Here is a 14,065-nt window from a genome sequence, read left to right as displayed (position 1 = left end):
AACTGAGGAAAGTGTAATGACTGACAAGCCTGGATACCGCCGCCCGCAGGCGGGCACTCAGCCGCAATACCTGCACCCGACCTATCAATCCACCAACCTGCGCTCGCCGTCCAAGCCATTGGTGTTCCTGCCGCATTCGTTGTCGGAAATCACCGGGCCGACCATCGGCGCCGAGCGGGTCAACGAGAAAGACAACGACCTGACCGCCCAGCACGAGGGGCAGCCACAGGGTGAGCGCATCATCATTCACGGCCGTGTACTGGATGAAAACGGTCTGCCGGTGCCGGGGATTCTGGTGGAGATCTGGCAGGCCAACGCCGCCGGTCGCTACGCCCATGCCCGCGATCTGCACGACGCACCGCTGGACCCGAACTTCACCGGTACCGGCCGCACCGTGACCGACGCCGATGGCTGGTATCAGTTCCAGACCATCAAGCCCGGCGCCTATCCGTGGGGCAACCACCACAACGCGTGGCGCCCGGCGCACATCCATTTCTCGCTGTTCGGCCCGAGCATCCTGACGCGCCTGGTGACGCAGATGTATTTCCCTGGCGACCCGTTGCTGGCGTACGACCCGATCTACAACTGCGTGCCCGATACCAGCGCCAAGGAGCGTTTGATCGCCACGTTCGATCTGGAAAAAACCGTCCCTTCCTATGCCCTCGGTTATCGCTGGGACATCGTTTTGCGCGGCCGCGACGCCACGCCGATGGAGAAATAAGATGACGCTGACTGCGACCACGTCCCACACCGTCGGGCCGTACTACCACATCGGCCTGACCTGGCTGAACCGCGAAAACCTGACCGTCGAACAAACCCTGGGCGAGCGCGTGGCGATCACCGGCCAAGTGGTCGACGGCAATGGCGACATCGTCAATGACGCGATGCTGGAAGTCTGGCAGGCCAACGCCGCCGGCAAATACGACCACCCGGAAGACGACCAGGACAAACCCCTGGACCCGAACTTCGAAGGCTTTGGCCGGGTGCCGGTGGACGCCGAAGGGCGTTTTCGTTTCACCACCATCAAACCGGGTACGGTTGAGGGGCTCAAAGGCACGACCCAGGCACCGCATCTGGTGGTACTGGTGTTTGCCCGTGGCCTGGTGAAGCATTTGCTGACGCGGATTTACTTTGATGGCGAGGCGGCCAACGTGAACGATCCGCTGCTGGAGTGTGTGCCAGTTGATCGTCGCGGCACGTTGATCGCCAGGCAGGATGCGTCGGGTGTTTATCAGTGGAATGTGATTCTGCAAGGCACCGATGCCGAGACGGTGTTCTTCGATTATTGAGTGAACACCGCTACACCTGTGGGAGCGAGCTTGCTCGCGATCGCGGTGTGTCAGGCAACATTGATACTGGATGTGCCGACGCCTTCGCGAGCAAGCTCGCTCCCACAGGGATATGTGTTCGCCAATGCATCTGTGGAACGGGATTGTTGCAAAGTGTGTCTAGACTCTCACTGTCCCCATTGAGTGAAAAAACAATGACAACACCCACAGCTCCTATAGCTCTTTATACGGGCGAAGAACGCAGCAAGCGGATCTTCGCCATTGTCGGTGCCTCGTCCGGCAACCTGGTCGAATGGTTCGACTTCTACGTCTACGCCTTCAGTGCGATCTATTTCGCCCCGGCGTTTTTTCCGTCCGATAACCCCACGGTGCAACTGGTCAACACCGCCGGTGTGTTCGCCGCCGGGTTCCTGATGCGGCCGATTGGCGGCTGGATTTTCGGTCGGGTGGCGGACAGGCACGGGCGCAAGAATTCGATGTTGATCTCGATTCTGATGATGTGCTTCGGCTCGTTGCTTATCGCCTGCCTGCCGACCTACAACAGCATTGGGGTCTGGGCACCGGTCCTGCTGCTGTTCGCCCGTTTGCTGCAAGGCTTGTCGGTGGGCGGTGAGTACGGCACTACCGCGACCTACATGAGCGAAGTGGCGCTCAAGGGGCAGCGTGGGTTCTTCGCTTCGTTCCAGTACGTGACCCTGATTGGCGGCCAGTTGCTCGCGGTATTGCTGGTGGTGATCCTGCAACAGTTCCTCACCGAAGATGACCTGCGTGCCTACGGCTGGCGGATACCGTTCGTGGCGGGGGCCATGGCGGCGCTGGTTTCGCTGTATCTGCGTCGTTCGCTGAAAGAAACTTCCAGCAAGGAAATGCGCGAAAACAAGGACGCCGGCAGCATCAGCGCCCTGTTTCGCGACCATAAAGCCGCGTTCATCACCGTGCTCGGTTACACCGCCGGTGGCTCGCTGATTTTCTACACCTTCACCACGTACATGCAGAAGTACCTGGTGAACACCGCCGGCATGCCGGCCAAGACCGCCAGCTACATCATGACCGGCGCGCTGTTCCTCTATATGTGCATGCAACCGGTTTTCGGCATGCTCGCCGACAAGATCGGCCGGCGTAACTCGATGCTCTGGTTCGGCGCCCTCGGTACGCTGTTCACCGTGCCGATCCTGTTGAGCCTGAAAAGTGTCAGCAGTCCGTTCCTGGCTTTTGTGTTGATTACCGTAGCGCTGGCGATTGTCAGTTTCTACACCTCGATCAGCGGTTTGGTAAAAGCCGAGATGTTCCCACCGGAAGTGCGTGCCCTGGGCGTTGGCCTGGCATACGCCGTGGCGAATGCGATTTTCGGTGGCTCGGCGGAATATGTGGCCCTGAGCCTCAAGGCCGTGGGCATGGAAAACTCCTTCTACTGGTACGTTACGGTGATGATGGCGGTGGCCTTCCTGTTCAGCCTGCGTCTGCCGAAACAGGCCGCGTATCTGCATCACGACCTTTGATCTTCATGCGCGGGCCGCAAAGGCCCGCGCCTTCAGGAACTGTTTATGAACCAGCGACCGGGCAATCAATTGTTCGATGCCTATTTCACTGCCCGCGATATGCGTGACGTGTTCTGTGATCAGGCCCGGGTCCAGGCCATGCTCGATTTCGAAGCGGCACTGGCCCGGGCCGAAGCGCGGGTCGGGTTGATTCCATCGAGTGCTGTCGCGCCGATTGAAGCGGCTTGCCGCGCCGGGCTTTACGACTTTGCGGCGTTGGGCGAGGCGATTGCCACGGCGGGTAACTCGGCGATTCCGTTGGTCAAGGCGCTGGGCAAACAGATCGCGGCCACCGATGCCGAAGCCGAACGCTATGTGCATCTGGGCGCGACCAGCCAGGACGTGATGGACAGTGGCCTGGTGCTGCAACTGCGCCACGCACTGGAACTGATCGAAAGCGACCTGGCACAACTGGGGCAGACCCTCGCGTCCCAGGCCCGGCGATACGCGACCACGCCATTGGCCGGACGCACCTGGTTGCAGCATGCGACGCCGGTCACCCTCGGCATGAAAATCGCCGGTTGGCTGGGGGCGGTGACGCGCAGTCGTCAACGCTTGACCGAACTCAAGCCGCGCCTGCTGGTGCTGCAATTCGGCGGTGCGTCCGGAACCCTCGCGGCCCTTGGTGAACAGGCCATGCCAATTGCCCGGGCGCTGGCAGAAGAACTGCAACTGGCCTTGCCTGAGCAGCCGTGGCATACCCAACGCGATCGCGTGGTGGAGTTCGGGGCCGTGCTCGGCCTGATCGCCGGCAGTCTCGGCAAACTCGGTCGCGACATCAGCCTGCTGATGCAAACCGAGGCCGGCGAAGTGTTCGAGCCCTCGGCGCCGGGCAAGGGCGGTTCTTCGACCATGCCGCACAAACGCAATCCGGTGGGCGCGGCGGTGTTGATCGGCGCGGCAACGCGTGTACCCGGTTTGCTCTCGACGCTGTTCAGCGCCATGCCTCAGGAACACGAGCGCAGCCTCGGCCTGTGGCATGCCGAATGGGAAACCCTGCCGGAAATTTGCTGCCTGGTGTCGGGCAGTCTGCAGCAAGCGATATTGATCGCCCAGGGACTGGAAGTGGATGCCGGACGCATGGCGCGCAACCTCGATCTGACCCAGGGCCTGGTACTCGCCGAAGCGGTGAGCATCGTCCTCGCCCAACGGGTCGGTCGCGATACCGCACACCATCTACTCGAACAATGCTGCAAACGCGCCGTGGCCGAGCAGCGTCATCTGCGCGCGGTCCTCGGCGACGAACCGCAAGTGACCGCCGAACTGTCGGCGGCTGAACTCGATCATTTGCTGGACCCTGCCCATTACCTCGGCCAAGCCCATACCTGGGTCGAGCGGGCGGTGGCTGAACATTCTGCATTGACTGCCTGAAGGAGACTTGCTGTGGCTTTTGTACAACTCGCCGAGGGCGAACTGCATTACCAACTCGATGGACCGGTCGATGCGCCGGTACTGGTGCTGTCCAACTCCCTGGGCACGAACCTGCACATGTGGGACGCGCAAATCCCGGCGTTCTCCGAGCATTTTCGCGTGTTGCGCTTCGACACCCGTGGTCACGGCCAGTCGCTGGTGACGCCGGGGCCTTACAGTATCGAGCAGCTGGGCCACGACGTACTCGCCTTGCTGGATGCCTTGCACATCGAGCGTGCGCATTTCTGCGGTTTGTCCATGGGCGGGCTGATTGGCCAGTGGCTGGGGATCAATGCCGGCGAACGCCTGAACAAGCTGATCGTGTGCAACACGGCGGCGAAAATCGGCGATCCGTCGGTGTGGAACCCGCGTATCGAAATGGTGCTGCGTGATCGTCAGGCGGCCATGGTTGCCCTGCGCGATGCGTCGATTGCCCGCTGGTTCACCCCGGACTTCTCCGAAGCCAACCCGGCGGCGGCCAAGCAGATTACCGACATGCTCGCGGCCACTTCGCCCGAAGGTTACGCGGCCAACTGCGCGGCGGTGCGCGATGCCGATTTCCGTGATCAGTTGTCCTCGATCAAGGCGCCGCTGCTGGTGATTGCGGGCGCTCAGGATGCGGTCACGCCGCCGTCCGGTGGGCATTTCATTCAGGAACAAGTGCCAGGCGCCGAGTACGCGGAGTTCTACGCTGCGCACTTGTCCAACGTCCAGGCGGGCAATGCGTTCAGCGAGCGCGTGCTGGCGTTTCTGTCGGCTCATTGAGGAGAATTTCGTGGACGAGAAACAACGTTATGACGAGGGGCTGAAGGTCCGCCGCGCAGTCCTCGGCGATGCCCACGTCGACCGCAGCCTGAATGCCCTGACCGAGTTCAACTCGGAGTTCCAGGAGATGATCACTCGCCACGCCTGGGGTGACATCTGGACGCGCCCGGGTCTGCCACGCCACACCCGCAGCTTGATCACCATTGCCATGCTGATCGGCATGAACCGCAACGAAGAACTCAAGTTGCACCTGCGCGCTGCCGCCAACAACGGTGTCAGCCGTGGCGAGATCAAGGAAGTGATCATGCAGAGTGCGATTTACTGCGGGATTCCGGCGGCCAATGCAACGTTCCACCTGGCCGAGTCGGTTTGGGATGAGTTGGGGGTTGAGTCGCGGGAGTAAGCGGTAACGCCGTACTACCTGTGGGAGCGAGCTTGCTCGCGATTGCGGTGTAACAGTCAATGCAGATGTTGAATGTTATGGCCTCATCGCGAGCAAGCTCGCTCCCACATTTGTTTTGTATTTACAGCAAACTGATCGGATAGCTGATGATCAACCGGTTCTCGTCGAACTCGTTGTTGCTGTAGTCGCGGCGTATGGTCGAGTTGCGCCATTTCAGGTTCAGGTCTTTCAGCGCACCGCTCTGCACGGTGTAGCCCAGTTCACTTTCACGCCCCCATTCCTTGCCATCGGTGATGCTGCCGGTGTGCACATTATCGCCGCTGATATAGCGGTTCATCAGGGTCAGGCCCGGTACGCCGAGGGCGACGAAGTTGTAGTCGTGGCGTACCTGCCAGGACTTTTCCCGGGCATTGTCGTAGCTGGAGTTGTAGCTGTCGTTGGCCAGGGTGCCACCGCTGGTGCCGTTGACCCGCATCCAGGCGTTGTCGCCGGTGAGTTTTTGCAGGCCGACGTAGAACGTGTTGCCGCCGTGTTTGGCCGAGAACAAACCGTACATGGTTTTGTTGTCCAGCTCGCCGGCCCGGGCGCTGCCGTCATCCTTGCCGTAGAAGAACCCCAGGTTGGCGCCCAGGGTCCAGTCGCCAAGCGGCTGGCTGTGGATCAGATTGATGAATTGCTGGCTGTAGATGTCCTTGAGCTCGGCATTCCACAGACCGACCTGGGTGCGTTTGTCGTTGAACACGTACTCGCCGCCCTCGAAGTTGAAACGGTCAGAGGTGAACGCGGCTTTGCCGGTCATCGACATGTCGCCCATGCTGCTGTCGTCGCGCGGGCTGTTCTGGCGGAACTGGCCGCCATAGAGCGTCAGGCCATTGATTTCCTTCGACGTGATCTGGCCACCACGGAAGGTTTGCGGCAACGAACGACCGTCGTCAGAGCGCAGGATTGGCAGCACCGGCATCCATTCGCCAACCTTCACCTCGGTCTGCGACAGCTTGGCCTTGAACGCCACGTTGGTGCGGCCGAAGTTGTCTGCAGGGCGGCCGTCATGATCCAGCGGCAGCAGTTGTGTCCCGCCGGTGCCTTTGCCGCCGTCGAGCTTCACCGAATACAAACCGAGCACATCCATGCCGAACCCGACGGTGCCTTGGGTAAAGCCGGATTTGGCATCGAGAATGAAACTTTGCGTCCACTCTTCAGCCTTGCCCTGAGCCTTGGTCGGGTTGGTGAAGTTGCGGTTGATGTAGAAGTTGCGCAGGTTCAGGTTGACCTTGGCCCCTTCGACAAAACCCGATTCCTCGGCGCTGGCGGGCAGGGCCGCGCTGGTCAGGGCAATAGCGATCAGGCCGGGAACGAAGTACTGCGCGGGAGAAGGCGTCATGGGCTCGGGTCTCTCTAATTCTTGGGGATGAAACGGGGTGATGCCGCAACCCGGGGTTGCAGACGAATATTTGAAATCATCAATAGCGAAGCGGATCAGCCGGAGAGGGCAGGGCGCGGGGACATGGTGTCGAACCTGTTGTTATTGGTTTTGTGGTTCGGATGGTGCGGGGAATGTACTGGATGGTTCAATTGCTGAAAGCGGGTTTTGGGCGATTATCGAACGTAACATGTAGCCGGATTTTGTGTGGCCTGTGCGGGCCTCATCGCGAGCAAGCTCGCTCCCACAGGAGGGCCGGGTTTGGCAAAAATCTTATGCACGCTGTAAGTCCACTGTGGGAGCGAGCTTGCTCGCGATGGGGCCATGACGGACAACGCATCTTTTCCCGCAAACAACAAAAAGCCCACCAATCGGTGGGCTTCGTGTCTTCACAGTGCTATCAGAAGTATTTCATCTTCGGCGCTTCTTCTTTCAACGGCTCGTTCTGCGCCGTCTGTTCGTTCCAGCCACCACCCAGGGCCTTGTACAGGTTGACCTGGCTGACCAGCTGCGCCAAACGGTCGGTGATCAACACTTGTTGCGCACTGAACAGCTGACGCTGGGCATCGAGGAAGGTCAGGTTGCTGTCGACACCGATGCGGTAACGACGCTCGGCAAGGCCGTAGTACATCTGGTTGGCACTGACGAAATCTTTCTGTGCCTGCAACTGCTGGACGTAGGTCTGGCGGGCGGCCAGGCCGTCGGCAACTTCCTGGAAGGCCGTTTGAATGGACTTCTCGTAGTTCGCCACGCTGATGTCTTTCTGGATTTTCGAGTAATCCAGGCTGGCGCTCAGGGCGCCGGCGTTGAAGATAGGCAGGTTGATCTGCGGCTGGAACAGCCAGGTGCCCGAACCACCCTTGAACAGACCGGACAGGTCCGGGCTCAGGGTGCCGGCATTGGCCGTGAGGCTGATGCTCGGGAAGAACGCAGCCCGCGCTGCGCCGATGTTGGCGTTGGCGGCCTTCAGGTTGTACTCGGCTTGAAGGATGTCCGGACGACGATGCAGCAGGTCCGATGGCAGGCCGGGAGGAACGTCGCTCAGCAAGTCGTCGTCAAGTGGTTTGGCCGCTTGCAGATTGGCCGGGACTCCAGTGCCGAGCAGCAGCACCAGGCTGTTCTCATCCTGAGCGACCTGACGGGTGTACTTGGCCAGTTGCGCACGGGCGTTTTCCACCGAGGTGCGCGACTGTGCCAGGTCCAGGGCCGAGGCGACGCCGACTTCGTTGCTGCGGGCGGTGAGCTTGTAGCTCTCCTCGAAGGTCGCGAGAGTATCCTGGGTCAGCTTGTACAGTTCCTTGTCGGCCTGCCAGGTCAGGTAGGCATTGGCCACGCTGGCCACCAGGCTGATCTGGGTGCTGCGACGGCCTTCTTCGGTGGCGAAGTACTTCTGCAACGCTTCTTCGTTCAGGCTGCGAATGCGACCGAACAGGTCGAGTTCATAGGCGCTGACCCCGACCGTGGCCGAGTAGGAGCTGGTGATGCCGGCTTCGCCGGTTTGCGAAGCATTAGCCGGAACGCGCTGACGGCTCCCGGTGCCATTGGCCGAGACAGCCGGGAACAGATCGGCACGGGAGATGCGGTACTGAGCCGCAAACGCGTCGATGTTCAGGGCCGCGACACGCAGGTCACGGTTGTTTTCCAGGGCAACCTGGATCAGCTGTTGCAGCGCCGGGTCATGGAAAAACTGCTTCCAGCCCTGCTCGGCGGCAGCTTGCGCCGGTGCCTGGGCCGGCGAGTACGCCAGGCCCTGCGGGTACTGCCCAGCCACCGGTGCTTCGGGCTGCTGATAATCTGGTATCAGCGAGCAGCCACCGAGCACAAAGGCGGCGACTGCCAGGGAGAGTAGCGACTTGCTCATTAGCCAGCCTCTTTAGAAGGTTCAATGGCAGCGTCCTGGTCGGCGATTTTGCGCTGGCCAATGGACGACACGGTGACGAAGAACAGCGGGACCCAGAAGATCGCCAGCACAGTGGCCGTGATCATACCGCCAATCACGCCGGTACCGATTGCATGCTGGCTACCGGAACCTGCGCCGGTGGATATCGCCAGTGGTACCACACCGAGGACGAAGGCGAGCGAGGTCATGATGATTGGTCGCAGACGCATGCGGCTGGCTTCAATTGCCGCATCGCGCAGGCTACGCCCTTGTTCGTGCAGTTCCTTTGCAAATTCGACAATCAGAATGGCGTTTTTCGCCGCCAGACCGATGGTCGTCAACAGACCTACCTGGAAGTACACGTCGTTGGACAAACCGCGCAGGCTGGTGGCCATCAATGCGCCGATGATCCCCAGCGGTACCACCAACATCACCGCGATCGGAATCGACCAGCTCTCATACAACGCCGCCAGACACAGGAACACCATCAGCAGCGACAGCGCGTACAGCGCCGGCGCTTGCGAACCGGACAGACGCTCCTCGTACGACAGGCCGGTCCAGGAAATACCGACACCCGCCGGCAGTTTCCTGGCAATGGCTTCGACTTCGAGCATGGCTTCACCGGTGGAGTAACCCGGTGCCGGGGCACCGAGGATTTCCATCGCTTCCACGCCATTGTAGCGAGCCAGTTTCGGCGAACCGTAAATCCACTCGCCCTTGGCGAACGCCGAGAACGGAACCATGGTGCCGACGCTGTTGCGCACGTACCACTTCTGCAGGTCTTCAGGGCTCATTCGAGCGCCTGGCTGGCCTTGCACGTAAACCTTCTTCACGCGACCGCGGTCGATGAAGTCGTTGACGTAGCTACTGCCCAGGGCAATCGACAGCGTGTTGTTGATGTCGGCGATGGTAATGCCCAGGGCACTGGCCTTCTCGTCATCGATTTCCAGCTGGTATTGCGGTTCGTCATTCAGGCCGTTAGGACGCACCTGAGTCAGAATCTTGCTTTGCGCGGCCATGCCGAGGAACTGGTTTCGCGCTTGCATCAGCTTGTCGTGGCCGATACCGGCGCGGTCCTGCAGGAACACGTCGAAACCGGTGGCGTTACCCAGCTCCAGTACCGCCGGTGGTGCGAAGGCGAACACCATGGCATCGCGGAAGGTGAAGAAGTGCTGTTGGGCACGAGCCGCCACCTTGAACACGTTGTTGTCGGCGTTACGCTCGTCCCACGGTCTGAGCATGATGAACGCCATACCCGAACTCTGACCACGGCCGGCGAAGTTGAAGCCGGTCACGGTAAACACCGAGTTCACCGCATCGCCTTCACCGCCATCCTTGCCCGGACGCAGCAGGAATTCACGCATCTCGTCCACGACCACCTGGGTGCGCTGGGCACTGGAGCCGGCCGGGGTCTGCACCTGGGCGAACAGTACACCCTGGTCTTCTTCGGGCAGGAACGCCGTTGGAATGCGGGTGAACAGCCAGATCATGCCGACGATGATGATCAGGTAGGCCAGCAGGTACGGGGCCTTTTGCGCGAGCATGTTGCCCACGCCGCGCTCGTAGCTGCGTACGCCTCGGTCGAAGTTGCGGTTGAACCAGCCGAAGAAGCCGCGTTTCGGCGTGCCATGCTCGCCTTTCGGAATCGCCTTGAGCATGGTCGCGCAGAGCGCCGGGGTAAAGATCAGTGCAACCAGTACCGACAGGGCCATGGCCGAAACGATGGTGATCGAGAACTGCTTGTAGATCACGCCGGTGGAACCGCTGAAGAACGCCATTGGCAGCAGAACCGCCGACAGCACCAGGGCAATACCCACCAGTGCTCCCTGGATCTGGCCCATGGATTTCTTGGTGGCTTCCTTCGGTGACAGGCCTTCTTCGCTCATCACCCGTTCGACGTTTTCCACCACGACGATGGCGTCGTCCACCAGCAAGCCGATGGCCAGCACCATACCGAACATGGTCAGGGTGTTGATGCTGAAACCGGCTGCCGCGAGGATCCCGAATGTACCGAGCAATACCACCGGCACGGTCATCGTGGTGATGATGGTGGCGCGGAAGTTCTGCAGGAACAGGAACATCACCAGGAACACCAGCGCGACCGCTTCGACCAGGGTGTGAACCACGCCCTTGATCGATTCGGTCACCACCGGGGTGGTGTCATACGGGAATACCACTTCCATCCCTTGGGGGAAGAACGGCTTGAGGTTGTCGATGGTCGCGCGCAGGGCCTTGGCGGTGTCGAGGGCGTTGGCACCGGTGGCCAGTTTCACGGCCAGGCCGGATGCCGGTGCACCGTTGAACTGGGCATTGATGCTGTAGTTCTCACCCCCCAAACCGATGTCGGCGACATCTTTCAAGCGTACCTGGGAGCCATCCTTGTTGACCTTGAGCAGGATCTTGTCGAATTGCTCTGCGGTCTGCAGACGGGTCTTGCCAATGATCGTCGCGTTCAACTGGGTGCCGGGCAGGGCCGGCAGGCCGCCGAGCTGGCCGGACGACACCTGGACGTTCTGAGCAGCGATGGCGGTTTTGGCGTCGATCGGGGTCAGGTTGAATTTGTTCAACTTGGCCGGGTCAAGCCAGATCCGCATGGCGTACTGGGAACCGAACACCTGGAAGTCGCCGACACCGGCGGTCCGCGAGATCGGGTCCTGCATGTTCGACACGATGTAGTTGGACAGGTCGTCCTTGGTCATGCTGCCGTCACGCGACACCACGCCGATCACCAACAGGAAGTTCTTCACGGCCTTGGTGACACGGATACCTTGCTGCTGCACTTCCTGCGGCAGCAGCGGGGTGGCCAGGTTCAGCTTGTTCTGGACCTGAACCTGCGCGGTATCGGAGTTGGTGCCTTGCTCGAAGGTCGCCGTAATGGTCATGGTGCCGTCGGAGTTACTTTCCGACGAGACATAACGCAGGTTGTCGATACCGTTGAGCTGTTGCTCGATCACTTGCACCACGGTGTCCTGCACGGTTTGCGCAGACGCGCCCGGGTAAGCCACGGAGATGGCGATCGCTGGAGGCGCAATGCTCGGGTACTGGTTGATCGGCAGTTTGAGGATCGATAGTGCCCCGACCAGCATGATCACCAGGGCAATTACCCAGGCGAAAATCGGACGGTCGATAAAGAATTTCGACATGGTTTACTCCCCTTTGCCGTTGGAAGCCTGTTCAGCTGTCTTCACGGGGGCCGGGTTCTTTGCGGCTACATTGGTCGCCTCACTGGCTTTGACTTCGATGCCGGGTTTGACGAATTGCAGGCCTTCGGTGATCAGGCGATCGCCGGCCTTCAGGCCGTCTTCGATCAGCCATTGATTGCCGACGGTGCGGTTGGCCTTGAGTTGACGCAGTTCGACCTTGTTGTCCGGGCCGACAACCAGTGCGGTCGGGGTACCCTTGAGGTCGCGGGTCACGCCTTGCTGCGGGGCCAGGATCGCCGCGCTGTTCACGCCGGCCAGCAACTTGGCGTGCACGAACATGCCTGGCAGAAGGGTGTGATCAGGGTTCGGGAAAATGGCGCGCAAGGTGACGGAGCCGGTGGTCTGGTCAACCGAGACTTCGGAGAACTCCAGCTTGCCGTCCAGCTTGTACTCGCTGCCGTCTTCGAGGGTCAGTTTGACCGATGCCGTGTTATCGCCAGCCTTTTGCAGGCGACCGCTTTCCAGCTCACGGCGCAGTTGCAACAGCTCGACCGAGGACTGCGTCACGTCGACGTAGATCGGGTCGATTTGCTGAATCACCGCCATCGCGTCGACCTGGGCATTGCTGACCAGCGCGCCTTCAGTCACCGAGGAGCGGCCGATGCGGCCGGTCAACGGGGCGTAGACCTTGGTGTATCGCACGTTGATCTGGGCGGTCTGCAGCGCCGCTTCCGATTGCAGGCGATTGGCCACGGCAGTGTCGTATTCCTGACGGCTTACGGCTTGTTCGTCGACCAGTTGCTTGTAGCGGTCGGAAATCGACTTGGTCGAACGCAGGTTGGCTTCGGCGCTTTTCAACGTCGCTTCATAGACCGACGGATCGATCTGGTACAGCTGCTGGCCGGCCTTGACGTCGCTGCCTTCCTTGAACTGACGTTTGAGAATAATGCCGTTCACCTGCGGGCGAACTTCGGCAATGCGGAACGCACTGGTACGACCTGGCAGATCGGACGTCAGGGTGAAAGCTTGCGGTTGCAGAGTCACGACGCCGACCTGAGGTGGTGGGGCGGCCGGTGCTGCCTCTTCCTTTTTGCATCCGCTGAGTAGCGATGCCAGGGCGACGGCGGCGACCAGAGCGGTAACAGCTGGCTTGAATTGCATGAAAATCCTCGGGTCAGGCGCGCAAGAAGCGCACTAGAAGGGTGGAAGGTTGAAAAATGTTTGCCGAGTGGATAAGTAGCTTGCTAAGGAATATACTTACATACATGGCTGTTTGTAAATACCCAGGCTGCGTATCAACGTCGTTACACAAGCCGTTTCACAAGCCGTTGAAAGGTTGGAATTCTAGGCCGGGGACGAACCCCAAGAACGTTCGCCCCACTTTTATTCAGCTGATATTCAGACATCGCTGAAGCACCCTGATTGAGGTTGTACTGTCATGGTCCGTCGTACCAAAGAGGAAGCTCAGGAAACCCGCGCGCAAATTCTCGTGGCGGCCGAAAAGGCCTTTTACGAGCGAGGCGTGGCGCGTACGACCCTGGCGGACATCGCCACCCTGGCTGGCGTCACTCGTGGGGCCATTTACTGGCATTTCAGCAACAAGGCGGATCTGGTGCAGGCCATGCTCGACACCTTGCATGAGCCGCTGGAAGAAATGGCCAAGGCCAGCGAAAGCGAAGACGAGCTCGATCCCCTGGGCTGCATGCGCAAGCTTCTGATTCATTTGTTTCATCAAATTGCGCTGGACCCGAAAACCCGGCGCATTAATGAGATTTTGTTTCATAAGTGCGAATTCACCGATGAAATGTGCGACCTGCGCCAACAGCGCGTGTCAGCCAGCCTCGAATGCAATGTGCGGATCGGCCTGGCCCTGAGCAATGCCGTGAATCGCGGCCAGTTGCCGGAAAACCTCGACACCGCCCGCGCCGCCATCAGCTTGCATGCTTATATTGATGGCATCCTCTACCAGTGGTTGCTGGCCCCCGACGGTTTTGAATTGCACACCGAAGCCGAGCGCTGGGTCGATACCGGTTTGGACATGCTGCGCTTGAGCCCCAGCCTGCGCAAATGAAACAAAATGCTTAATTGGCTCCGTGTATGGACTCTTTTGTCACTTGATGTGCCGTAATGGCGTAATGCCAGTCAGTTAAGCGCTAATGCGATCTGTAGCAGCTGCCGAGCCCGCGAGGCTGCGTTCGGCTGCATAGCAGTCGTGAGT

Annotated in this window: 11 protein-coding genes; 7 read left to right on the top strand and 4 right to left on the bottom strand. The window is 60.3% G+C overall.

Annotated elements, in window-relative coordinates:
• Positions 1-16 precede the first annotated feature (16 nt).
• The 6 genes from pcaH (at position 17) to pcaC (ending at position 5,405) form a co-directional block, all read left to right on the top strand.
• The gene (gene pcaH / locus AB4Z35_RS00055) at positions 17-721 is read left to right on the top strand and encodes a protocatechuate 3,4-dioxygenase subunit beta (RefSeq protein ID WP_442095618.1); all 705 of its coding nucleotides are present in this window, start codon (positions 17-19) and stop codon (positions 719-721) included.
• A gap of 1 nt (position 722) precedes the next feature.
• Complete coding sequence (pcaG, locus tag AB4Z35_RS00050; protein ID WP_442095617.1) at positions 723-1,289, top strand: protocatechuate 3,4-dioxygenase subunit alpha; 567 nt, start codon at positions 723-725, stop codon at positions 1,287-1,289.
• 194 nt (positions 1,290-1,483) lie between these two features.
• Positions 1,484-2,788, top strand: a complete 1,305-nt coding sequence (locus tag AB4Z35_RS00045; protein WP_442095616.1) for an MFS family transporter — start codon at positions 1,484-1,486, stop codon at positions 2,786-2,788.
• Positions 2,789-2,833: 45 nt separating this feature from the next.
• Positions 2,834-4,198 (top strand): 3-carboxy-cis,cis-muconate cycloisomerase, encoded by a 1,365-nt coding sequence (locus AB4Z35_RS00040; RefSeq protein WP_442095615.1) that lies wholly within the window; start codon positions 2,834-2,836, stop codon positions 4,196-4,198.
• Between the two features lie 12 nt (positions 4,199-4,210).
• The gene (pcaD, locus tag AB4Z35_RS00035) at positions 4,211-5,002 is read left to right on the top strand and encodes a 3-oxoadipate enol-lactonase (protein ID WP_442095614.1); all 792 of its coding nucleotides are present in this window, start codon (positions 4,211-4,213) and stop codon (positions 5,000-5,002) included.
• A gap of 10 nt (positions 5,003-5,012) precedes the next feature.
• Positions 5,013-5,405 (top strand): 4-carboxymuconolactone decarboxylase, encoded by a 393-nt coding sequence (gene pcaC, locus AB4Z35_RS00030; RefSeq protein WP_007986313.1) that lies wholly within the window; start codon positions 5,013-5,015, stop codon positions 5,403-5,405.
• Between the two features lie 121 nt (positions 5,406-5,526).
• On the opposite strand, the gene AB4Z35_RS00025 is transcribed toward pcaC, so the two are convergent.
• From AB4Z35_RS00025 to AB4Z35_RS00010, 4 genes are all read right to left on the bottom strand, one after another.
• Entirely contained in the window at positions 5,527-6,786 is a 1,260-nt protein-coding gene (locus AB4Z35_RS00025) for an OprD family porin (protein ID WP_442095613.1), read from the bottom strand.
• Positions 6,787-7,225: 439 nt separating this feature from the next.
• Positions 7,226-8,686, bottom strand: coding sequence for an efflux RND transporter outer membrane subunit EmhC (gene emhC / locus AB4Z35_RS00020; protein WP_442095612.1), 1,461 nt, complete (start codon positions 8,684-8,686; stop codon positions 7,226-7,228).
• Positions 8,686-11,847: an efflux RND transporter permease subunit EmhB gene (emhB, locus tag AB4Z35_RS00015; RefSeq protein ID WP_007996084.1), complete on the bottom strand. Its 3,162-nt coding sequence runs from the start codon at positions 11,845-11,847 to the stop codon at positions 8,686-8,688. Before emhB ends, emhC begins: the two co-directional genes overlap by 1 nt.
• Before the next feature lie 3 nt (positions 11,848-11,850).
• Entirely contained in the window at positions 11,851-13,008 is a 1,158-nt protein-coding gene (locus AB4Z35_RS00010; protein ID WP_442095611.1) for an efflux RND transporter periplasmic adaptor subunit, read from the bottom strand.
• A 277-nt stretch (positions 13,009-13,285) separates the two neighbouring features.
• Here AB4Z35_RS00010 and emhR point away from each other — a divergent pair, with 277 nt between their 5' ends.
• Complete coding sequence (gene emhR, locus AB4Z35_RS00005; RefSeq protein ID WP_007986303.1) at positions 13,286-13,918, top strand: efflux system transcriptional repressor EmhR; 633 nt, start codon at positions 13,286-13,288, stop codon at positions 13,916-13,918.
• Positions 13,919-14,065 lie beyond the last annotated feature (147 nt).

Origin of the sequence: Pseudomonas sp. KB_15 (assembly GCF_052114525.1) — a bacterium.
Taxonomy (GTDB): Bacteria; Pseudomonadota; Gammaproteobacteria; order Pseudomonadales; family Pseudomonadaceae; genus Aquipseudomonas.
The sequence above is the reverse complement of the archived record's forward strand: the minus strand, read 5'-3'. Positions and strand labels throughout refer to the sequence as shown.